Below are 20,372 nucleotides of genomic sequence, written 5' to 3' on the forward strand. Positions count from 1 at the left end.
TGTGCGAACCGAGTCGAATTCTTGCGAGCTTTCCTCGAAGTCTTGCGATCAACCCTTGCGGGCCGAAGCGACCGTTTGTACGCTCGGCGCCACTCTCCGCAGTCCTGTCCGCCCATCCAGGAGCCTGCACATGGCACTCACACGACGTACTTTTCTGGCCGCGTCCGCGGCCGGCGCCGCCACCGCGGCCACCGGCGCCTCGGTCGGAGGCGCGCTGACCGCTTCTGCCACGACGGCAACACCGGTGGCGAGCCCTCCCGGCGACGTGGTCGGCAAGATCACCGTGGGCTACCAGGGCTGGTTCGCCTGCGCCGGGGACGGTGCCCCGATCAACGGCTGGTGGCACTGGAGCAACAACTGGGGCCAGCCGCCGTCGCCGACCAACAACGCACTCGGCAGCTGGCCGGACGTCCGCGACTACACAAGGACCTACCAGACGGCGTACTCGAACCTCGGCAACGGCCAGCCTGCCAAGCTGTTCTCGTCGTACGACCAGCAAACGGTGAACACGCACTTCCAGTGGATGCAGCAGCACGGCTGCGACACCGCGGCTCTGCAGCGGTTCAACCCATTCGGCGGCGAGGGGCCGACCCGCGACGCGATGGCGGTCAAGGTGCGCCAGGCCGCCGAACAGTACGGCCGGAAGTTCTACATCATGTACGACGCCACCGGCTGGCAGAACATGCAGTCGGAGATGAAGCAGGACTGGACCAGCAAGATGAGCGCGTACACGGCCTCACCGGCGTACGCGCGGCAGAACGGGAAACCGGTCGTCTGCATCTGGGGCTTCGGGTTCAACGAGGGAAACAAGACCTGGCCCGCAGCGGTCTGCCTGGACGTGGTCAACTGGTTCAAGAGCCAGGGCTGCTACGTGATCGGCGGCGTGCCGACGCACTGGCGACGCGGCGTCGAGGACTCGCGCCCCGGCTACCTGGACGTCTACCACGCCTTCAACATGCTCTCCCCGTGGATGGTCGGGCGGATCACCGACCTCGCCGGCGCGGACCACTTCTACGACAACGTCTATCTGCAGGACCAGGCCGACTGCAACGCCCACGGCATCGACTACCAGCCGTGCGTGATCCCCGGCGACCTGCAGTCCGGACACCGCCGGCACGGGGATCTGATGTGGCGGCAGTTCTACAACCTGAAGCGGGTCGGCGTGCAGGGTTTGTACATCTCGATGTTCGACGAGTACAACGAGGGCAACCAGATCGCCAAGACCGCGGAGAGCGCGGCCTGGGTTCCGCAGGGATCGGGGATCCGGGCGCTCGACGAGGACGGCACCGCCTGCTCCGCGGACTACTACTTGCGGCTCACCAACGACGGCGGGCGCATGTTCAAGGGTCAGCTCGCGCTCACCCCGAACCGGCCGACCCCGCCGATGCCGGCCCAGGGCACCGGCGGCGTGATCTTCTACGAGCACGTCGACTACGGCGGCACCCCGGGACAGCCGCTTGCCAAGGGCAACTACACCCGCGCCCAGCTGCAGGCCGCCGGCGTCCAGGACAACTGGGCGTCGTCGGTCCGGATCCCGTCCGGCTGGACGGTCACCGCGTACTCCGAGGACAACTTCGGCGGCCAGTCCTGGACCTGGACGGCGAACACCGCGAACTTCACCACCCTGTCACCCAACGCCAACGACCACCTGACCTCCTGCCGCATCCAGTGATTCCTGACACCGCCTGAAGAGCTGATCGAGCAGCACCGGATCATCGTTGCTCGATCAGCTCACCTGGTCAGCGGATGTGCGGATCGCGAGGGCGGACGAGTCCGGTGTCGTAGGCGATGATGGTCGCCTGCACGCGGTCCCGGGCGTCGAGCTTGCTCAGCAGCGCGTTCACATGGGTTTTCACGGTGCCGGTCGCCACGCCGAGTTCGTCGCCGATCTCGGCGTTGCTGCGACCTGCGGCCAGCAGCGCCAGGACTTCGCGCTCGCGCGGGGTGAGTCGGTCGAGGGTCTGGCTTGTTCCCGGCGTGGGGGCTGCTTGGGCGAAGGCATGGATCAGCCGGCGGGTCACCGTCGGCGCCAGCATCCCGTCGCCGGCCGCGATGACCCGGATGGCGGTCAGCAGGTCTTCGGGTCGGGCGTCCTTGAGCAGGAACCCGGACGCGCCGGACCTCAGCGCCTCGTACACGTAGGCGTCGAGGTCGAAGGTGGTGAGCACGAGCACGCGTGGCCGGTCCCCGCGACCGGTGATCAGCCGGGTTGCCGAGAGGCCGTCCAGACCGGGCATGCGGATGTCCATCAGCACCACGTCGGGATCGAGCTCGCCCGCCAGGGACACCGCCGTCGTGCCGTCACCTGCCTGGCCGACGACGGTCAGGTCAGGCTCCGCGTTCACGATCGCGGCGAACCCCGCGCGGACCACCACCTGATCGTCGGCCACCAGCACCCGGACAGCCATCAGCTGGTCCTCCCGGTCAGGTGCGGGGACAGGGGTGCCGGCGCGCTGCTGTCGTACAACGAGTCCAGCAGTTCCCGCATTGCCATCAGCGCCGCCCTCGCTTCGGTGATCACGCCGTCCAGACATCCTGCTTCCGCCAACCCGATCATCCGGCTCGTCCGGGTCAGGACACTGTCGTGCAGCCCCGCGGCGACTCGTTGGCGCTCGGTGTGGACCGCGGCCACGGCGGCCCGTACCTCCTCGGAAAGTGCTTCGTCGGCGTCGTCGAGGCCGGAATACCTTCGCCGGCGCACGGCGCGCCCGGCTGCCCAGCACCCCAGCAGCGGGACCAGCACGGCCAGAGCCACCAGCACGCTCAGGAAGACCCCGTACCCCACGTCGCCCGGCTCGCCCTCGAGGGGAGCGACGACTTCGATCGCTCCCATCGCGACGCCGAAGCCCCCTGCCGAGATGACCGCCGACAACCACGTTCGGCGGGAAGGACCGCCGTACAGGCCGACGGCGTAGACCGCGGCTGCATGTGCGCCGACGACGAACAGCGCGCCCAGGTCGAACGTGGCCGGCAGCACACCCGGGCCCATCAGCACCGGCCACAGCCAGCCGGCCGCGACGACGCCTCCCAGCGTGCCCCACGGCCGGTCCCGCCGCCCGAGCAAAGCCAGTCCCGGAATCAGCGTCAGCAGCAACCCAAGGCTCGTCACAGCTGCCCGATCCGCGGGGCGCTCGTCGGCGAGCGCCGTGAGCACCGCATCGGCCGGTGGAACGACGGCAGCGAGCGCGATGCCCGTATCGATCGCCCACCGCTTCAGCCGCGCGCCCACCGGGGGCGGTGGCCGGAACGGCGGCATCTGCGCGGACGAGGGCTCGGGAGCGGCCGGACCACTGTCCCCGCGGACGGTCGCCCGAACTCGCCAGCCACCGTCAGGGCCGGGGCCTGCGGTGAGAGTGCCACCGGCTGCCGCGGCTCGCTCAGTCATTCCTGCGACCCCACGGCCACTTCCCTGCCGGATGATCGGGATCGCCGCGCCCCGGCCGTTCTCGACCAGCACCACGATCCAGTCGCCTTCTCGCCGTACGTCGACTCGCACGGCGGCGCCCGGCGCGTACCGCAAGGTGTTGGTGAGCGATTCCCGCACGATCCCGAAGACGGCTCCCGCGGCCGGTCCGGAGAACTCCGGGTCGATGTCGACCCGGACCTGCTGCCCCAGTCGCTCGAAGGCCCGAGCGAGCTCGGCGATCCGTCCGGCCGGCGGCTCGGCCTGCTCACGTTCGCCCGTTTCCAGCACGGCAACCAGCCGGCGCAACGCTGTCAGGGTCTCCCGCCCGGTCTTCGCGGCGAAGGTCAGCGCTTCGCCGGCCAGCTCAGGTTGGCGGTCGCTCAGCCGCTGTGCCGCGCTGCTGCTGACAACGATCGAGGTGAGGTGGTGGGCACTGACGTCGTGCAGGTCGCGAGCGAGTCGCCGACGCTCGATGGCAGCCGCGTCGCGCGCTCGTTCCGCGATGGCCTGTGCGCGTCTCACCGCTTCGGCCCGCCTGGCCTTGCCTCGGCGGCGTTTCCCGCCCAAGCCGCCGATGCAGGCGTACACGATCAGGTTGCTGACGGCACTGACAACCAGGTCCTCGCGACCGAAGACGCCGAAGGCAACCACGCTCTGCACCACGATGAGGACGGTGACCGCGCGCCAGGTGATCGCCCCGCGGCACCGGACCGCAACGGAGTACAAGGCGACCGTCTCGGCCGGTAGCGGGCCCACGCTGTCCGGCGAAGTGGCGAGCTGACCGAGGACCGTCACCAGCGTCACCACGCACAGCGTCACCACGGGCGCACGTCGCCGGAAGCCCAAAGCGGCAGCAGCCACGACCGTCGCAGCGTCAGCCGCAGCGTACTCGGCGCGGCTCAGTTGGGCCTCTTCGGCGGCCACGATCGCGTGGAACACCGCCACGTATCCTGCGGCCAGCAGGACCGGCAGCAGCCAGTTGCGCACGTGTTCCCTCACCACCGAAGCATAAGAGGATGCGTGTCTCTACCCAGCGATAGAGACGCCCACCGTCCGCCCTCTACCCAGCGACAGAGACGCGGGTCGCTCTGCGGACTGACGCCAAAGACGGCGAGGGTCGACAGGCTGAAGCCATGACGCTGAAGCACCCGCTAGAACCGCTCGCCTACCAGCGGCTCGCCTGGATCACCGGTCGGCACCGCTGGTGGCGGCCCTTGACCGGAACCGTGGTCCTGCTGGTCCTGATGGCTGTCGCGACGACAGCGACCTACGAAGCGGGCGTGCTCGTCGCCAAGGCGCGCGGCATCCCGTTTGACGCGGACGGATGGCCGTTGCTCGGCGAGGTCGGCGAGGTGACCGTCGATCTGCTCGCTGTGGCGGTGTGGCTCCCAGCAGTCGCCTTGACCGTCCGCTGGATTCAGCAGCGGCCCTGGGGATCGGTCTCTTCGGTGGCCGGCCGGATTCGGTGGGGCTGGCTCGGTCGATGCCTGGCGATCGCCGCACCGACCGTCGTGGTGGCGCTGGTCTGCGGTGGCGCCTTGTCCTCGCTCACCGATCCGGGCGTGCCGCCGGACGACGAGGCCGGTTGGGTGGGCGGGAGGACGTTCCTGGCGGGCCTGGCGGTGATCATCCTCCTCGTCCCGTTGCAGGCTGCTGCCGAGGAGTACGTGTTCCGGGGCTGGTTGCTGCAGGCAACCGGTGCGTTCTTACGGTCACCCTGGCTCGTGCTGGCGCCGCAGGCGGCGCTGTTCGCAGCGGCCCATGGCTGGGGTACTCCGTGGGGATTCGCCGACCTTGCCGCGTACGGGGCGCTGACCGGTTGGCTCACGATCCGTACCGGCGGATTGGAGGCGGCCATCGCCCTGCACGTGGTGACCAACCTCATTCCGATGAGCGCGGCAGCCTCCTTCGTCGGCGGACTGGCCTCCGACGAGACCGCGGCCGACATGCCCTGGTCCATGGCCGTGGCCGACGTGATCGCGTGCTGCCTCTACGCCGCGGTGATTCTGCGCCTCGCGCGGCGTCGGAAGCTTGCCACGCATCACCTTCCTCCGCAGGGCCCGGCTGACGACTCGCATCGACCGTGGGGCGGAGCGGCTACCTACCCGCCGGTGGAAGCTGCAGCCGGTCGTCAACCTGCGTAGCTGCCGGTCCACCGGCCTGGCCTTCTTCCGGGTTCAGAGCACCTCGAGGCTGTCGGTGGCCAGGGTGATGACTGCGCCGTCCAGGTGGAGGCGGCAGGCGATCGCGTGTCCGGCGCAGGCGAACATCGCCGGGCCGGCGACGTCGACCACCTTGTACGCAACCGGTTGCGTACAAGGCTCTGCCGGCGCGACCTGCTCCTGGTGACAGCCGAGAACGTGGCAGCTCGCTGCCTCGCCCACGTTCACCAGGGTGAGACCGTGGTCGGGGCAGACTCCCCACGTCACACCGCAGACCTGCCCCTCACTGGCTGCCAGGCGGATCAAGTCGCCCGCGGTCGACTGCAGTTCGCTGGCCAGCGCGCGGAACGTGTCGGCGGCCTCGTCGAGATCGCGCCGAAGCTGCCGGGACGCCACCGACTCGGGCAATCCCTGGGTGGCCGCGAGCAGGTCCTCGGAGAGCGCTTTCGCGGCGAGGGCGATCTCGTCCACCCGGACCGGCGTACCGAAGCCTGCCGTCCGCGGGTGCGGGGGCACCTGGCGCATGGTCGAACCCGCTGACACTTGATCACGCCAGTCGCCAGAGGTCCGCGTCTCCGGGCTCGGAGAGCGCTCCCCCGTGTTCTGGGCGTCGGCGTCGGTGAGTTGGACGGTGGAATTCTGAGCCTGGTCGTCACCGGTGGAATCCTGGGCCCGGTCGTCGCCGGCGGACTCACCAGAACCGCCCGCGGCCTTACCGCCACCGATCGGAGTCCGCCGCCCGGTCACCCGGGTAGGCACCTCGTGGCCCGGCGCAGCTGGGGCCGGAGGGTTCTTGACCGCCCCGACCTGCGGACTGCCGGGAGTTTCAGGGCTGTGTGCTTGCGAAGCGTTCATGCCTACCTGTGGGTTCGTGCTGAGGTGGCCGTTGTCTTCAGCCTCACCTTGAGCGTCCTGCGTGGGGCGGGGCGCTTCCGCGTCCTGTCCCGGCTTGTCCGTGTCCTGGGCGTCCGTTCCGCTCGGCCAGTGCGACCTTTCGGTGTCTGCGCGGTTCGCCCGCTTGACTCTCACCATTCGCCCGCCCCCTGATGACATGTCTCCCCGGTGGCCGATGGTGTCATGCCCACCGGGGGTGCGACCAGAGGAAGTCACCGAGCGTCACACAGGGCTGACCTTGTCTTGCACACAGCAACGGCCCCAGCCGGTGAACTCGCCCGGAAATCCGCGCCCACACCCACCTCGTCCAACCCGCTATCTGCCCGCCGTAGTCCCCGACGAACCACACCACCGGCATTTCCCAACACGCCCTTAACACTTGCCGTCGGGACGTGTCGGTAACTACACGGAGCGAAGCCGTGCTGCTCCGAGGAAAAAATCTTCGTGACGAGTTACATCGAGAATCGATACAATTGCGCGCGTGACCGAGCCGACACTCGAACTGGACGAACTGACGACGGCGATCGAGGACTTCATCACGCTCTTCATCCGGCTGCCCTCGGTCCGCAGACTGAGCTTCTCCAGCCTCTCGGTGCTGCACACGCTGGCCCGGCGCGGGCCGCTGAGGCTGACCGACCTGACCGCCACCGAGCAGTTGAAGCAGCCGGCGCTCACCAGCCTGGTCGCGAAGCTCGAGCGCGACGGCCTGGTGTCCCGAGCGCCGGATCCGAGCGACGGGCGAGCCGTGCTGCTGTCTCTGACCGCCGCGGGACAGCAGATCGTCGATGCCCGCCGGGCGAGCCGGGTGGAGCGGCTCGGACAGCTCGTGGACCGGCTGAGCACCGAAGAACGCGCGATCTTGACCGACTCCGTCCAGGTGCTGAAGCGGCTGACCGAGGTCGCCGCCGACGACCACCAGACCGATTGAGGGGCCCATGGCAACCAATTCCTTCCCGCTCGACCCGGCGCCGCTACACGTTCCGGACGAGGTGCTCGACGATCTCCGGCGCCGGCTGACCGCGACCAAATGGCCGCTGGACGTCGGTAACGCCGACGGCCACTACGGCGTACGGCGTACTGATCTGCAGGACCTTGTCGCGTACTGGGCCGACGGGTACGACTGGCGGGCCGCAGAGAGCGCGATCAACGCGTACGAGAACTACCGCGTCGAGGTCGACGGCGTACCGGTGCACTTCGTCCGCAAGCCGGGAGTCGGGCCCAACCCGGTGCCGCTGATCCTGAGCCATGGTTGGCCGTGGACCTTTTGGCACTGGGCGAAGGTGATCGACCGGCTCGCCGACCCGGCGGCGTACGGGGGTGATCCGGCCGACGCGTTCGACGTGATCGTGCCTTCGCTGCCCGGCTTCGGCTTCTCCACGCCACTCGCCGACCGGCCGGACATGAACTTCTGGAAGATCGCCGACGTGTGGCACGAGCTGATGACCGGTGTGCTCGGGTACGACAAGTACGCCGCGGCCGGGTGCGACGTGGGCGCGTTGGTGACCGGACAGCTGGGCCACAAGTACGCGGACGAGCTCTACGCGATCCACATCGGGTCGGCGCTGAAGCTGACGTTCTTCGAAGGTGAGCGCGCCTGGGACTTCAGCGGCGGGCGCCCGATCCCGGACGAGCTGCCGGACGACGTGAGGGCACGGATTCTCGAGCTGGACAAGCGGTTCGCGGTCCACCTCGCCGCGCACATGCTGGCGCCGTCGACGCTCGGCTACGGGCTGGCCGATTCGCCGACCGGCATGCTCGCCTGGATGCTGGAACGCTGGACGAAGTGGTCCGACAACGGCGGAAACGTGGAGAGCGTGTTCTCGAAGGACGACCTGCTCACGCACGCGACGATCTACTGGGCCGGCAACGCGATCGACACCTCGATCCGTACCTATGCCAACAACAACCGCTATCCGTGGACCCCGTCGCACGACCGGTGGCCGGTGGTCGAGGCTCCGACCGGCATCACGTTCGTGAGCTACGAGAACCCGCCGGGCGTCACGACGTCCGAGCAGCGCGTGCAGAACTTCCTCGAGAGCGACCGAGCGGCCTGGTACAACCACGTCAACATCGCCTGCCACGACCGCGGCGGCCACTTCATCCCCTGGGAGATTCCCGCCGAGTGGACCACCGACCTCCGCAACACGATGCGCCCGTACCGGCCGAGCGAGCACTGACCCGCCGAGCCCGTACTGCGAACGAGCCGGCGCAACTCGCTCGCAGTACGGCTCAGTCACTCCCCGGCATCACGCCGCAGGGAGCACCGGCCGGCCGATACCGGCCGGACGCCCCGGGTTGTTCAGGAGTGCGGCGCGACCGCCGCTATCCGGCGATCTCGCGCACGGCGCGGATCTCGACCATGCCGATCTCGGCGACCGGATGCTTGGCTGCGATCTCGATCGCCTCGTCCAGGTCGCGGCACTCGATCAGGTCGTAGCCGCCCATCTGCTCCTTCGCCTCCGCGAACGGCCCGTCGGTCGTCACCACCCGGCCGTCGCGCCGGCTCACGCCAGTCGCCTCGGACGCCGGCCGCAGCGCGTCGCCGTGCAGCCGGACACCGCGCGCGGTCATCTCCTCCACCCACGCCTCCGTCGCCGCGATCATCTCCGCCGGCACCGGCCCGTCGAAGTCCCGATCCGGCCGGATCAGCAGCATGTACTTCATCGTTCTCCTCTCACCGGGCTCGCCCCGAGCGGGCGTTCCGGCCGGGACGTCGAGGCAAAATTGCAGCTCTTGACATCCGGACGTCGGCGAACCTGTCGGATGCCTCTGACATACTCCCGCCCAGAATGTCACTCTGAGACCCTTGGGGGGGTCCCGTGTTGCCCATCCGCCCGTCCCACCTGCTCAAAATCGGCCTACCAGCCGCCCTGGTAGCCGCCGGTCTGGCCACGATCACCGGCTCCTCGGTGTCCGCGGCCGAGCCCAAGCCTTTCTACAACGCCTTCCCGGTTCCCGGCCGGTCCGCGCCGGCAGCCGCCGAGGTCGAGGCGTACGACCCGCACTCGGTGCTGGTGAAGTTCTCGCCCAAGGCGAGCAAGTCCGCCCGAGCGAACGTCCTTGCCAAGCACAACAGCCGGCAGGCGGCCGCGCCCGTCACCGGTGACTACGCCACGGTCACCAGCAACGCGGCCGCCCCTGAGCTGCTCAAGAAGCTGAAGGCCGAGTCGAGCGTCGAGCTTGCCTCGCTCAACTACATCCGCAAGTCGGCGGCAACGCCGAACGACGAGTACTACGGCGTCGACCAGAAGTACTTGTCGACGATCCGGATGCCGGAGGCCTGGAACCTCTCCAAGTCCGCCGGCACCCAGACCGTCGCCGTTCTGGACACCGGTGTCGACGGCGGCCACCCGGAACTCGCGGGCCGGGTGTACACCGGGTACAACGCGCTCAACCCGAAGGCGTCGGCCAACGACGACGAGGGCCACGGCACGATGGTCGCCGGCATCATCGCCGCGAACACCAACAACGGCCGCGGTGTGGCCGGCGTCGCCTGGAACGCCCGAATCCTGCCGGTCAAGGTCCTCAACGCCGAGGGTTCCGGCAGCGACTCCAGCGTCGTCGCGGGAATCAACTGGGCGGCGTCGCACGGCGCCCGGGTGATCAACATGTCGCTGGGCGGACGCAGCTACAACCCGGTGATGCACGACGCGGTCAAGAAGGCGGTTGCCAAGGGCATCGTCGTGGTCGCCGCCTCGGGCAACGAGTACGACAGTGTCCCGGAGTACCCGGCCGCGTTCCCGGAGACGATCTCGGTCGGCGCCACCGACAACAACGGCGCGCTGACCACGTTCAGCTCGTGGGGCGACTCGGTCGACCTCACCGCGCCGGGCTGGAACATCCTCTCCACCGGTCCTCGGGCGTTGCTCGAGCCGGAATACCTGCCGTACCTCGGTGGCAGCGGCACCTCGTTCTCCGCGCCGATGGTCGCGGGCGTCGCGGCGATGCTGCGCAACAAGTACCCCAGCTGGACGCCCGCGCAGATCGAGGCGCGGCTCAAGTCCACGGCCCGGGACGCGGGTCCCCGGGGCATCGACCCGTACTACGGCGCCGGCGTGCTCGACGCCGCCAACGCCCTCGGCGCCACCTGGGCACCGGAGTTCTGGGCGGCCGGCCCGGACGGCAACGACCTGCCGGTCCGCGCCACCGCGATGACGACCTCGACCACGGGCGCGATCGGCACGGAAGGCGACGAGGACTGGTACTCGGTCCAGTCGTCCGCACCGCGGAACGTCACCGTCACCGTGAGCCCTCCTGGCTACGACCCGCGGAACCGCACGCAGAACCTGGACCCGATGCTGTCGGTGTACGACGCCCAGTTGCGGCTGATCGGTTTCAGCGACGCAGGCGACAAGGAGGCCGAGAAGGTGACGTTGACGCTGCCCGCGGGCCGCGCGTACCTCAAGGTCGCGAACTACAACGGCTCTCGCGACAGCCGGCCGTACTCGCTGGCAGTGGCGGGAACCTCGACCGGCGGCAGCGCGGTCGGCCAGCGCGTTTGGTTGCGTGATTCGGCACCTGCGAACCTGACCGGCGGTGTCCCGCAGAACTACCGGCCCTCGGTGGCCTTCGAGCGGCCGTTCGCCACCGCGAGCATGGGCGGGATCAAGCTGCTGCACGGCAAGACCGGCGCGACGATCGCGGCGACGACGGCGTACGAGGCAGACACCAACCGCGTCACGATCGCTCCGACCAGCCCGCTGCAGGACAACACGCCGTACCGGATCTCCGTGCGCGGCGTGAAGGACACCAGTGGGGCGACGATGCCCGGAAGCCACCACATCGCCTTCCGGACCGTCGACGTCGCGCCGGCGCCGATCACCAACTTCACCGTGACCGGTCAGTACGGCTCGGCGGGGATGAAGTGGACGTTGCCGGGCATCACCGACCTCGACCAGGTCGTCGTCCGGCGCAACGCCGGCACCACCCCGCCGAGCGCCCCGAACACGGGCACCGCGGCGTACGGCGGTCAGGCGTCGAGCGCGACGGCGACGGGGCTGGCCAACGCGACCAGCTACGCGTTCCGTGCGTGGGTGAAGGACCGCAGCGGCAAGTGGAGCTCGTCGGTCACAGCCAATCTGACCGGGACCTACACCAGCCTGTCGGCCAACGCCACCGCGCTGAACTTCGGCGGCAAGGTCACGCTCAGCGGTAGCGCCGTCCGCGTCGACACGAAGGCGCCGCTGGCCGGCGTACCGGTCTCGCTCTACGGCCGGAACAAGAACAGCTCGACCTGGCGTGAGATCACTCGGGTCGCGACCAGCGCCACCGGTCAGTACAGCGTGAGTTACCAGCCGACGTACTCGACGGTGTTCGCCTGGGGCTACAACGGTTCGGCGACGCTGCTCGGTTCGCGGACCGGCAACTGGACGGTCGACGTCCGTCCGACGATCACCGCGAACCTGTCGGCGACGTCGATCAAGCTGGGCGCCTCGACCACCTTCTACGGCTACGTCCGCCCGCAGCACGCCGGCTCCTCGGTCTACCTGCAGCGCTCCACGGGCTCGACCTGGACCACCATCACGTCCACCAAGCTGAACTCCACGGGCAACTACGCCTTCTCCATCAAGCCGACCGCCCGTGCCGGCTACACCTACCGCGTCGTCTTCCAAAGCGACGGCGACCACGCCACCGGCGTCAGCCCGGCCAAGAGCTTCACGGTCAGCTGATCTGGTCTCACTTCACGGCCCCTGTCCCCGTCCGCCGACGAGGGCAGGGGCCGTTCGCGTTGAGAGCCGCAGCCCCAGTTCGTCGGAGTTCAAGGAGCGTAGTGCTGGACTGCGCCGTCGGTTGGGTCGGTGAGGGTGTGGGCTATGGCGCGGGCTTCGGTGAGGATCTCTGGTAGGTCGACGGTGGTGAGGGTGCGGTTGCGGACTACCACCTCGCCGTCTACCACGACGTGGACTACGTCGGTGGGGCGGACCGAGTACACGAGCGCGGCCAAGGGGTTGTGGAGGGGCTGGTTATGGGGTGCGGAGAGGTCGAGGAGGGTGATGTCGGCTCGGCGGCCTGGCTCGAGGGCGCCGGTTCGGGTGGGGTGGCCTGCTGCGGTGGCGCCGCCTCGGGTGGCTAGGCGGAGGGTGTCGGAGAGGGGCATCCACTCGGCGTCTTGTTCTCGGTGCTTCTGGGTGAGGGCGACGAGGCGGAGGGACTCCCAGACGTCGAGAGTGTTGTGGACGGCGGCGCCGTCGGTGCCGATGCCGATGCCGATACCGGCGGACTGGAGTTCGCGGATAGGGGTGGTGGAGTCCATCGCGAGCTTGAGGTAGACCTTGGGGCAGCAGGCGATGGACGTGTGGGGAGCGTGCGGCTGAAGGACGGGAAGGTCCGTCGGCAGGATGCCGCAGCCGTGGGCTATCAGGGTGCCTGTGTCCAGGACGCCCGTTCGGTCGAGGATTTCGATCGGGGTGGCGCCGTGGCGGCGCTGGGACGAGCGGGTCTGGTCGAGGGTCTCGGCGGCGTGGAGGTGGATGCGGAATTCTTCGGCGCGAGCTATCTCGGCCGTGCGTTCGAGGTCCTCGTCGGAGACGGTGTAGGGCGCGTGGGGACCGAGGCTTGCCGTGATCCGCGGAGGCCGGCCGCCGGCGGGCTCGATGCCGAGGGCTCGAATCTGCCGCGCGGTGTCGAACGCCGCTTCGCGGGCTTCGGAGCCGGTGGAGGAGAAGAAGGTGGGGGCCAGGTCGGCGCGGATGCCGGTCTCTAGCGCGGCGAGGGCGATCTGGTCGGCGTGGAAGTAGTGGTCGACGAAGGTGGTGACGCCGGCCAGCAACATCTCGGCGCAAGCGAGGCGGGCGCCGGCCCGAACGCGTGCGGGCGTCAGGTTCATCTCCATCGGCCAGATCTTCTGGTTGAACCAGGCGTCGATCGGGACGTCCTCGGCGGCACCACGCATCATCACCATCGGGCTGTGGGTATGGGAGTTCGTCAAGCCCGGGACGGCGAGCAGACCGTGGGCGTCGAGGATCTCCGGCTGACTCGCGTCAGGCACGCCGGGCGGCGCCGCGGCGCTCGAAGGGTGCGTCGCCAGGGTGGGGGTCGGCCCCACAGCGGCCTGCCCGAACCTCTCGGGAGGTGCCGATCGCTGGTCTCGGAACGCTCGGGCCGACGGCGGGACGGTGCCCGAGGGTGTGATCGAAACGATCTCGCCGTCGATCACCAGGATGTCCTGGGCCTCGTCGACGCGACACTCCTCTGTTTCAGGAACGACGAGGAGCGAGCAGTTGCGGATGAGTAGGCGTGACACGCGTCCTCCCTCTTGGCTCGAAGTAGCAGTTTCGCTCAGCTACGGGGCAGCCCGCCCGGGTCAGAACAACCCCCTGCGTAACAGGGGTCCCAGGGGTTTCAACTCGTCCTGAATCTGGGCAAGAGGTCCGACCGCCAGGGGAACATATGTTCGAATCTGGGGTACTGTGGCGTCATGGGTGCTGACCTCCAAGCGTCCTTGTTGGATGCCTTCGCTGATCCGGAGCTCGGTTCGCTGAGCGCGATCCAGCGGGCCGAACTGAGCCACGGCGCATGGATCGACGTGCTGCCGGGGTGGTTGTCCGGTGCCGACCAGGTGTACGAGCGACTGGCGGCGGACGTGCCGTGGCGTGAGGAACGCCGGCAGATGTACGACCGGGTGGTCGACGTACCGCGACTGCTGTGCTTCTACGGCGAGAGCGACACGTTGCCCTTGCCGATCCTGGAGGAGGCGCGCGATCTCCTCAGCGAGCACTACACCGAGGAGCTGGGCGAGCCGTTCCGTACGGCGGGGTTGTGCTTCTACCGCGACGGGCGCGACAGCGTCGCCTGGCACGGAGATCGGCTGGGTCGCGGCAACGCCGAGGACACGATGGTGGCGATTCTGTCTGTCGGCGAGCCGCGGATCCTGGCCCTGCGCCCCCGGCCGGGATCGCTGAGCGGGCCGGTGAGCTCGACGATCCGGTACCCGCTCGGGCACGGGGACCTGATCGTGATGGGTGGTTCGTGCCAGCGCACGTGGGAGCATGCGATTCCCAAGGCGTCGGGCCGGGTCGGGCCGCGGATCAGTATCCAGTTCCGCCCGCGCGGGGTGCGCTGAGTCGGACGGCGGCCAGGGCAGATCAGTCATCAGGCACGCTCCCTGCAGGGGTGAGTGGTCAGGCGACAGAGGACAGGCCGGGTCTCGTCGAGGCAGTGGCCGGGTCGGCAACCACCTCCAGCGCCGGATCGGCCGGCAGGACCGCATCGCGCGAGGCGATGTAGAAGCCGAGAAGCCGCACGCCGGTCGTCCGGCAGACTCGGGCAGCGGCCTCGGCCCACTCGCGGTCGTCATCGGAGATCGCGGCCGGTCCCGGTCGGCTCAGCGCGAGCATGAGCGCACCGCCGGGATAGACCTGAAGCGGCCGGACCACCGGCCTGAGCGCCGCAGCGAGCTGTGGCGGCCGATGCTCGTCGAGCAGTTCGCACAGGTCGATCACGACCGCGCCGCGAAAGCAGTCCTGCTCGTCGCAGATGAAGAGGGTGAGAGCGCCACGGCGGCGATCGCCCGCAGTGCAGTAGAGGTCCACGACGTCGGCAGCGATCAGTACGTCGGACAGCGGGCGTCGGCGCCAGTCCTTGGGAAGGTCGGTGAAGGTCATATCTAGAAGGTGCCGTCATTCCCTCCGCGTTCGAGCGTTGTCCACAGACATTAATTGGCCCATTTTGTCAGGCGCGTAATGGACCTGCCTGCTGGGCCGCTACGCTTCTAGCCTCGAAGCATGACGACCACAGAGCGTGCCACGAAGCTGTTGCCGCCGGCCGGCGCACCGAGAAACCTCGCCTTGGCCCAGCTGGCGAACTCCATCGGCGACGGAGCCTTCATCGTCACGTCGGCCCTGTTCTTCACCCGGGTCGTCGGCCTGTCCACCGCTCAGGTGGGCCTTGGGCTGACGATCGCCTGGCTGGTCGGCTTCCTGACCGGGGTCCCGCTCGGCCATCTGGCCGATCGCAACGGTCCGCGCGGCGTCGCGATCCTGCTGGCCGTGTCCACCGCGCTGTCGGTCGGCTCGTTCCTCGTCGTCCGCAGCTTCCCGCTGTTCCTGATCGCCGCGATCGCCTACGCCAGCAGCCAGACCGGCCTCACGGCCGCCCGCCAAGCACTGCTGGCAGGCCTTGTCTCGCCGACCGAGCGCACGCGAATCCGGGCGTTCCTGCAAGCCACCGTGAACGCGGGGCTCGCCGTGGGTGCCGCACTCGGCGGCGTTGCGCTCCACTTCGACACCAAGACGGCGTACCTGGCGGTGTTCACGATCGACGCGGTCAGCTTCCTGATCGCGGCGGCGCTGATCCACCGCGTCCCGCCGGTCGCCGCCGTACGAATCGCCAGAGCGGGCGAGCCCCGGCTCGCGGTGCTCCGCGACCGCCCGTACGCCGTACTGACGTTGCTGAACGCGGTGATGCTCATGTTCATGCCGCTGCTCAGCCTGGTCGCTCCGCTGTGGATCGTGGAGCGCACCAACGCGCCCGGCTGGGTGGTCGCCTCCCTGCTGGTCATCAACACGCTCGGCGTCACGCTGTTCCAGGTGCGCATCGCCCGCAGCGTCACGAACCTCCGCACGGCGACGCGCTCGGTCCGGTTCGCCGGGGTCGCCATGCTGACCGCGTGCGGGGTGTTCGCACTGTCGGCGATCGGCATGGCCCCCGCGGTCACGGCCGTCGTCCTTGCCGCGGCAGCCGCGTTGCTCACCTTCGGCGAGATGAAGCTCGCATCCGGTGCGTGGGAGATCAGCTTCGGTCTCGCCCCGGCGGAGCAGCAGGGCCAGTACCAGGGGTTCTTCGGCACGGGCCCTGCCATTGCCCGGATGTTGGGCCCGGCGCTGCTGACCACACTTGTGCTCGGTTGGGGTGCGGCCGGCTGGATGGTGGTCGGTGCACTGTTCCTGGGGACCAGTTGTGTGACTGGTCCCGCCGTACGATGGGCCGCACGGACTCGGTCCGCCAGCAAGGCGGATCAGCCGACGCTGGTAGAGGAGTACGCCGCCTGATGGAGATTCCCGGCCTGGTCGAGATCACTAGCTATGCCGAACTGCGGGAGCTGGTACCCGAGCCACTGGCCCACGCCGCCGACAAGACCCGCAAGGAGCTGCACGAGCTCGACAAGCAGTGGCTCGCCGCCTCGCCGTTCTGCCTGGTCGCCACCTCGGCCGCCGACGGCAGCTGCGACGTCTCGCCCAAGGGCGACCCGGCCGGCTTCACCAAAGTGCTCGACGACAGCACCATCGCCATCCCCGAGCGCACGGGCAACCGTCGCATCGACGGCTTCCAGAACATTCTCAGCAACCCCCAGGTCGGCCTGATCTTCCTGATCCCGGGCCGGGGCGAGACGCTGCGCATCAACGGGCGCGCGCGGATCGTCCGGGAGGCTCCGTTCTTCGACGACATGGTGGTGAAGGGCAACCGTCCGCAGCTGGCCCTGCTGGTGGAGATCGAGGAGATCTTCCACCACTGCTCGAAGGCCTTCCTGCGGTCGAAGCTGTGGAAGGCCGAGACCTGGCAGCCGGACGCGGTACCCAGCCGGGCGAAGATCGCCAAGACGCTGGACCGGCCGAACGACGACTTGGCCGAGCTGGAGGAATACTACGGGCCGAAGTACGAGACCGGGATCTACAACGGCAGGTACTGAGGTACTCCGTCAGGCGCAGACCCCGGTACGCCGTGGCGGCGATGACAGGTGGTCGCCACGGGCCCTACCGTTCTCAGAGTGAGCACTACTGCGCCGACCGGTCAGTCCCAGGTGAAGCGAATCGCTTTGCCTGCGATCATCTCGGTTCTGGCCGTCTTCGGTTCGTTCGCCGCGTCCCGTGGTCAGGAGGACCGGCGGGCGGCCGACTGGTTCATGGTCACCCTCGTCCTGATCGGCTCCGTGTCGCTCTACTGGCTGCGGACCAAGCCGGTCGTGGTGGTGTGGACGACAGCGCTCTCGACGCTGGTCTACATGCTGAGGGAGTACGCGTACGGCGCGGTGATCTTCAGCTTCGCCATCGCCGTGTTCGTGGCCATCCGGATGGGTCACCGGGTGGCCGGCTGGTCCGCGCTCGTCGCTCTGTACTGCGGGCACGTGCTGGGACGCCTCGTGCTCGGCACCAACGACCAGAGCGTCTACCAGGTCCTCCTGGTCGGCACGCTGTTCTGCGTACTCGGCTTCCTGGCTGAGCTGTTCCGCAGTCACCGGGAGCGGGTGCTGGCAGCTCAGCGCACCCGGGAGGAGGAGGAACTGCGCCGCGCCGGTGAGGAGCGTCTCCGGATCGCGCAGGAGCTGCACGACGTCGTGGCGCACCACATCTCGCTCATCAACGTCCAGGCGTCGTCAGCGCTGCACCTGGTCGATCGGCAGCCGGAGCAGGCAGCTCCTGCTCTTGCCGCGATCAAGGACGCGAGCAAGGAAGCGCTGGTCGAACTACGGTCGATTGTCGGCATCCTGCGGCAGACGGACGAGTCGGCACCGCGGCAACCGGTCGCCGGACTCGAGCGGCTGGAGCATCTGATCACCGGCACGTCCAGGGCTGGGCTCGAGGTGCACACGATCGTGCACGGCGATCCGCGGCCGTTGCCGACGGGGTTGGACCGCGCGGCGTTCCGGATCATCCAGGAGTCGCTGACGAACATCGTCCGGCACGCGAAGGCCAGTGCGGCGACGGTACGCATCCAGTACGGCGAGGAGGCGTTGGTGCTGCAGGTGGACGACGACGGGGAGTCGCTGACCGGTCCGCCGCAGGAGGGCAACGGGATCATCGGCATGCGCGAGCGTGCCACCGCGCTGGGCGGCACGCTCACCGCGAGCCGGACTCCGACCGGGAGCCTCCGGATCGTGGCACAGCTACCGCTGTAGTGGTAGCTGCATCCAGTACGGCGTACTGGGTCAGGGCAGGCGAACGTGGGACGGGTTGAGTGCGTCCACGCTCGGAACGCCGAGCAGAGCCATCGTGCGCCGGATCTCCTTGGTGAGGATGTCGGTGGCGCGTTCGACTCCGCGTTGGCCGCCCGCCATCAGCCCGTACAGGTATGCCCGGCCGACCAGGCACGCGTCCGCGCCCAACGCCAGCGCTGCGACGATGTCCGCGCCGGTCATGATGCCGGTGTCGAGGTAGACCTCCGCGTCGGTGCCCACCGCCTCGCGCACGTCGGGCAGGATGCGCAGTGGCGTTGGTGCGCGGTCCAGCTGGCGGCCGCCGTGGTTGGAGAGCACGATCGCGTCGGCGCCGGCGTCGACCACCCGGCGAGCGTCTTCAACGGTCTGGATGCCCTTGACGATCAGTGGTCCGTCCCAGATCGAGCGGAGCCAGTTGAAGTCGTCGATGGTCATCGTCGGGTCGAACAACTGGTCCAGGAGCTCTGCAACTGTGCCGTCCCAGCTCGACAGCGACGCGAAGGTCAATGGCCGAGTGGTCAGCAGGTTGGCCCACCAAGCAGGGTGCAGTGAGGCGTCCAGCACGGTCTTGGCGGTGAGCGACGGCGGGATGGTGAAGCCGTTCCGTACGTCGCGCAGGCGCGCGCCCGCGACCGGGACGTCGACGGTCAGCATCAGCGCCTCGTACCCGGCGGCTGCGGACCGCTTGACCAGGTCCTCCCCCGCGTCGCGGTCCTTCCACACGTACAGCTGGAACCACTTGCGCGCGTCGGGGCCGGCCGCGGCGACGTCCTCGATCGACGTCGTGCCCATGGTGGAGAGCGCGTACGGGATGCCGGCCTGCTGGGCGACCTTGACGACCGCGCTCTCGCCCTCGTGGTTCATCATCCGGGTGAAGCCGGTCGGCGCGAACGCGAACGGCAGCTCGGACCGCTTGCCCAGGATGTTCGTGCCCAGGTCGATCTCGGACACGTTGCGCAGGATCGACGGCTGCAGCTCCATCTCCGCGAACAGGCGGCGCGACCGCTGCAGGCTGATCTCGGACTCGGCCGCGCCGTCGGTGTAGTCGAACACCGAGCGCGGCGTACGGCGCTTGGCGATCGCACGCAGGTCCGCGATGGTGAGCGCTTTCTCCAGCCGGCGGTCGGTCGGGTTCAGCGTGACCGGCTTGGGGCGGAGCAGTGGCTTCAGCTCGGACCAGCGCGGCATCTGGCGTTCAGTCATCGGGACCTTCCTGGAACGACGCGGACGGGCTGGTTCCGCTGTGGTCGGACCACAGCATAGCTTGTGGTCCGACCACACAGCTAGACTTTGGCTGTGAAGAACTACGAGCTGGTCCTCCAGCAGGTCGAGGCGGACCTGGCCGCCGGGCGTTTGCGGCTGGGCGGGAGATTGCCCGGGGAGCGCTCTCTGGCTGAGCAGCTCGGGATCAGCCGGCCGTCGGTACGCGAGGCGGTACGCGTGCTCGAGGCGCTCGGGGTGGTGCGGACAGCAACCGGGTCGGGCCCGGAAGCCGGGGCCGTGATCGTGGCGGAGCCGTCCGCACCGCTGACCGCGCTGTTGCGGTTGCACTTGGCAACCAGTCACCTGCCGATGCACGACATTGTGCAGACCCGTGTGCTGCTGGAGTCGTGGGCCGCACGCGAAGCCGCCGGGCAGTTCGCGGCGCAGGGCGCGGCCGATGGCGATGGCGCGCTGGCCGGCAAGCTGCGCGATGCTGAAGAGTTGCTGGGGCGGATGGATATGGAGGGGTTGTCGCCCGAGGAGTTCCACTTGCTGGATGCGGAGTTCCACGTGGCGCTCGCGGGGCTGGCCGGGAACGTGTTGGTCGCGGCGGTGATGAGTTCGTTGCGGTCGGCGATTCACGGGTACGTGCTGGCCGCGGTGCCGAACTTGCCCGACTGGGACGCAACGGCGGTTGGGCTTCGGGCTGAGCACCACGGGATCGTGGCGGCGATTCGCTCAGGGCAGGCGGATGCTGCGGCTCGGCTCGTGACGGATCACATCGAGGGGTTCTACCGGGCCGCGCGGCTGTCCTCGCCAGCCTGGTGAGAGCCGT

17 protein-coding genes are annotated in these 20,372 nt (G+C 68.9%); 10 read left to right on the forward strand and 7 right to left on the reverse strand.

Going from position 1 to position 20,372, the window contains the following annotated elements; translation table 11 throughout:
• Positions 1 to 130: 130 nt before the first annotated feature.
• The gene (locus KFLA_RS21250) at positions 131 to 1,672 is read left to right on the forward strand and encodes a glycoside hydrolase family 99 protein (RefSeq protein ID WP_012921870.1); all 1,542 of its coding nucleotides are present in this window, start codon (positions 131 to 133) and stop codon (positions 1,670 to 1,672) included.
• A gap of 67 nt (positions 1,673 to 1,739) precedes the next feature.
• Here KFLA_RS21250 and KFLA_RS21255 read toward each other — a convergent pair whose 3' ends face one another.
• Together KFLA_RS21255 and KFLA_RS21260 are read right to left on the reverse strand one after the other, a co-directional pair.
• Complete coding sequence (locus KFLA_RS21255; protein ID WP_012921871.1) at positions 1,740 to 2,408, reverse strand: response regulator; 669 nt, start codon at positions 2,406 to 2,408, stop codon at positions 1,740 to 1,742.
• Positions 2,408 to 4,405, reverse strand: a complete 1,998-nt coding sequence (locus KFLA_RS21260; RefSeq protein WP_158307294.1) for a sensor histidine kinase — start codon at positions 4,403 to 4,405, stop codon at positions 2,408 to 2,410. The genes KFLA_RS21255 and KFLA_RS21260 overlap by 1 nt, the downstream gene beginning before the upstream one ends.
• 227 nt (positions 4,406 to 4,632) lie before the next feature.
• Between KFLA_RS21260 and KFLA_RS21265 the strand changes: the two genes are divergently transcribed.
• Positions 4,633 to 5,550 (forward strand): CPBP family intramembrane glutamic endopeptidase, encoded by a 918-nt coding sequence (locus KFLA_RS21265; protein WP_158307295.1) that lies wholly within the window; start codon positions 4,633 to 4,635, stop codon positions 5,548 to 5,550.
• Between the two features lie 33 nt (positions 5,551 to 5,583).
• Here the strand turns inward: KFLA_RS21265 and KFLA_RS36795 are convergent, their stop codons facing one another.
• Positions 5,584 to 6,093 (reverse strand): hypothetical protein, encoded by a 510-nt coding sequence (locus KFLA_RS36795; RefSeq protein WP_148256689.1) that lies wholly within the window; start codon positions 6,091 to 6,093, stop codon positions 5,584 to 5,586.
• 850 nt (positions 6,094 to 6,943) lie between these two features.
• Between KFLA_RS36795 and KFLA_RS21270 the strand changes: the two genes are divergently transcribed.
• Both KFLA_RS21270 and KFLA_RS21275 read left to right on the forward strand, forming a co-directional pair.
• Complete coding sequence (locus KFLA_RS21270) at positions 6,944 to 7,390, forward strand: MarR family winged helix-turn-helix transcriptional regulator (protein ID WP_012921875.1); 447 nt, start codon at positions 6,944 to 6,946, stop codon at positions 7,388 to 7,390.
• Between the two features lie 7 nt (positions 7,391 to 7,397).
• Positions 7,398 to 8,639 carry an epoxide hydrolase family protein gene (locus KFLA_RS21275; RefSeq protein ID WP_012921876.1) on the forward strand — a complete coding sequence of 414 codons (1,242 nt, stop codon included), beginning with the start codon at positions 7,398 to 7,400 and terminating at the stop codon, positions 8,637 to 8,639.
• A 145-nt stretch (positions 8,640 to 8,784) separates the two neighbouring features.
• Here the strand turns inward: KFLA_RS21275 and KFLA_RS21280 are convergent, their stop codons facing one another.
• On the reverse strand, positions 8,785 to 9,126 hold the full coding sequence (locus KFLA_RS21280; RefSeq protein WP_012921877.1) for a YciI family protein: 342 nt from the start codon (positions 9,124 to 9,126) through the stop codon (positions 8,785 to 8,787).
• Between the two features lie 155 nt (positions 9,127 to 9,281).
• On the opposite strand from KFLA_RS21280, the gene KFLA_RS35820 reads away from it, so the two are divergent.
• Complete coding sequence (locus KFLA_RS35820; protein ID WP_012921878.1) at positions 9,282 to 12,131, forward strand: S8 family serine peptidase; 2,850 nt, start codon at positions 9,282 to 9,284, stop codon at positions 12,129 to 12,131.
• Between the two features lie 89 nt (positions 12,132 to 12,220).
• On the opposite strand, the gene KFLA_RS21295 is transcribed toward KFLA_RS35820, so the two are convergent.
• Positions 12,221 to 13,705 carry an amidohydrolase family protein gene (locus KFLA_RS21295; RefSeq protein WP_012921879.1) on the reverse strand — a complete coding sequence of 495 codons (1,485 nt, stop codon included), beginning with the start codon at positions 13,703 to 13,705 and terminating at the stop codon, positions 12,221 to 12,223.
• A 174-nt stretch (positions 13,706 to 13,879) separates the two neighbouring features.
• On the opposite strand from KFLA_RS21295, the gene KFLA_RS21300 reads away from it, so the two are divergent.
• A complete protein-coding gene (locus KFLA_RS21300; RefSeq protein ID WP_012921880.1) occupies positions 13,880 to 14,524 on the forward strand; it encodes an alpha-ketoglutarate-dependent dioxygenase AlkB in 645 nt (214 codons plus the stop codon).
• Between the two features lie 58 nt (positions 14,525 to 14,582).
• Here the strand turns inward: KFLA_RS21300 and KFLA_RS21305 are convergent, their stop codons facing one another.
• Entirely contained in the window at positions 14,583 to 15,065 is a 483-nt protein-coding gene (locus KFLA_RS21305) for a hypothetical protein (protein ID WP_012921881.1), read from the reverse strand.
• 120 nt (positions 15,066 to 15,185) lie between these two features.
• On the opposite strand from KFLA_RS21305, the gene KFLA_RS21310 reads away from it, so the two are divergent.
• From KFLA_RS21310 to KFLA_RS21320, 3 genes are all read left to right on the forward strand, one after another.
• Positions 15,186 to 16,451 carry an MFS transporter gene (locus KFLA_RS21310; protein ID WP_012921882.1) on the forward strand — a complete coding sequence of 422 codons (1,266 nt, stop codon included), beginning with the start codon at positions 15,186 to 15,188 and terminating at the stop codon, positions 16,449 to 16,451.
• A complete protein-coding gene (locus KFLA_RS21315; RefSeq protein ID WP_012921883.1) occupies positions 16,451 to 17,089 on the forward strand; it encodes a pyridoxamine 5'-phosphate oxidase family protein in 639 nt (212 codons plus the stop codon). Before KFLA_RS21310 ends, KFLA_RS21315 begins: the two co-directional genes overlap by 1 nt.
• A gap of 78 nt (positions 17,090 to 17,167) precedes the next feature.
• The gene (locus KFLA_RS21320; RefSeq protein WP_063822784.1) at positions 17,168 to 18,295 is read left to right on the forward strand and encodes a sensor histidine kinase; all 1,128 of its coding nucleotides are present in this window, start codon (positions 17,168 to 17,170) and stop codon (positions 18,293 to 18,295) included.
• A 30-nt stretch (positions 18,296 to 18,325) separates the two neighbouring features.
• Here KFLA_RS21320 and KFLA_RS21325 read toward each other — a convergent pair whose 3' ends face one another.
• Positions 18,326 to 19,537, reverse strand: a complete 1,212-nt coding sequence (locus KFLA_RS21325) for an alpha-hydroxy acid oxidase (RefSeq protein ID WP_012921885.1) — start codon at positions 19,535 to 19,537, stop codon at positions 18,326 to 18,328.
• A 93-nt stretch (positions 19,538 to 19,630) separates the two neighbouring features.
• On the opposite strand from KFLA_RS21325, the gene KFLA_RS21330 reads away from it, so the two are divergent.
• Complete coding sequence (locus KFLA_RS21330; protein WP_012921886.1) at positions 19,631 to 20,365, forward strand: FadR/GntR family transcriptional regulator; 735 nt, start codon at positions 19,631 to 19,633, stop codon at positions 20,363 to 20,365.
• Positions 20,366 to 20,372 lie beyond the last annotated feature (7 nt).

This window comes from Kribbella flavida DSM 17836 (assembly GCF_000024345.1).
GTDB classification, from domain to species: domain Bacteria; phylum Actinomycetota; class Actinomycetes; order Propionibacteriales; family Kribbellaceae; genus Kribbella; species Kribbella flavida.

Coding starts and splice junctions, on each gene's coding strand:
- KFLA_RS21250 (WP_012921870.1), top strand. CDS start 131: ATGGCACTCACACGACGTACTTTTCTGGCCGCGTCCGCGGCCGGCGCC.
- KFLA_RS21255 (WP_012921871.1), bottom strand. CDS start 2,408: ATGGCTGTCCGGGTGCTGGTGGCCGACGATCAGGTGGTGGTCCGCGCG.
- KFLA_RS36795 (WP_148256689.1), bottom strand. CDS start 6,093: ATGCGCCAGGTGCCCCCGCACCCGCGGACGGCAGGCTTCGGTACGCCG.
- KFLA_RS21275 (WP_012921876.1), top strand. CDS start 7,398: ATGGCAACCAATTCCTTCCCGCTCGACCCGGCGCCGCTACACGTTCCG.
- KFLA_RS21280 (WP_012921877.1), bottom strand. CDS start 9,126: ATGAAGTACATGCTGCTGATCCGGCCGGATCGGGACTTCGACGGGCCG.
- KFLA_RS21300 (WP_012921880.1), top strand. CDS start 13,880: ATGGGTGCTGACCTCCAAGCGTCCTTGTTGGATGCCTTCGCTGATCCG.
- KFLA_RS21305 (WP_012921881.1), bottom strand. CDS start 15,065: ATGACCTTCACCGACCTTCCCAAGGACTGGCGCCGACGCCCGCTGTCC.
- KFLA_RS21310 (WP_012921882.1), top strand. CDS start 15,186: ATGACGACCACAGAGCGTGCCACGAAGCTGTTGCCGCCGGCCGGCGCA.
- KFLA_RS21315 (WP_012921883.1), top strand. CDS start 16,451: ATGGAGATTCCCGGCCTGGTCGAGATCACTAGCTATGCCGAACTGCGG.
- KFLA_RS21325 (WP_012921885.1), bottom strand. CDS start 19,537: ATGACTGAACGCCAGATGCCGCGCTGGTCCGAGCTGAAGCCACTGCTC.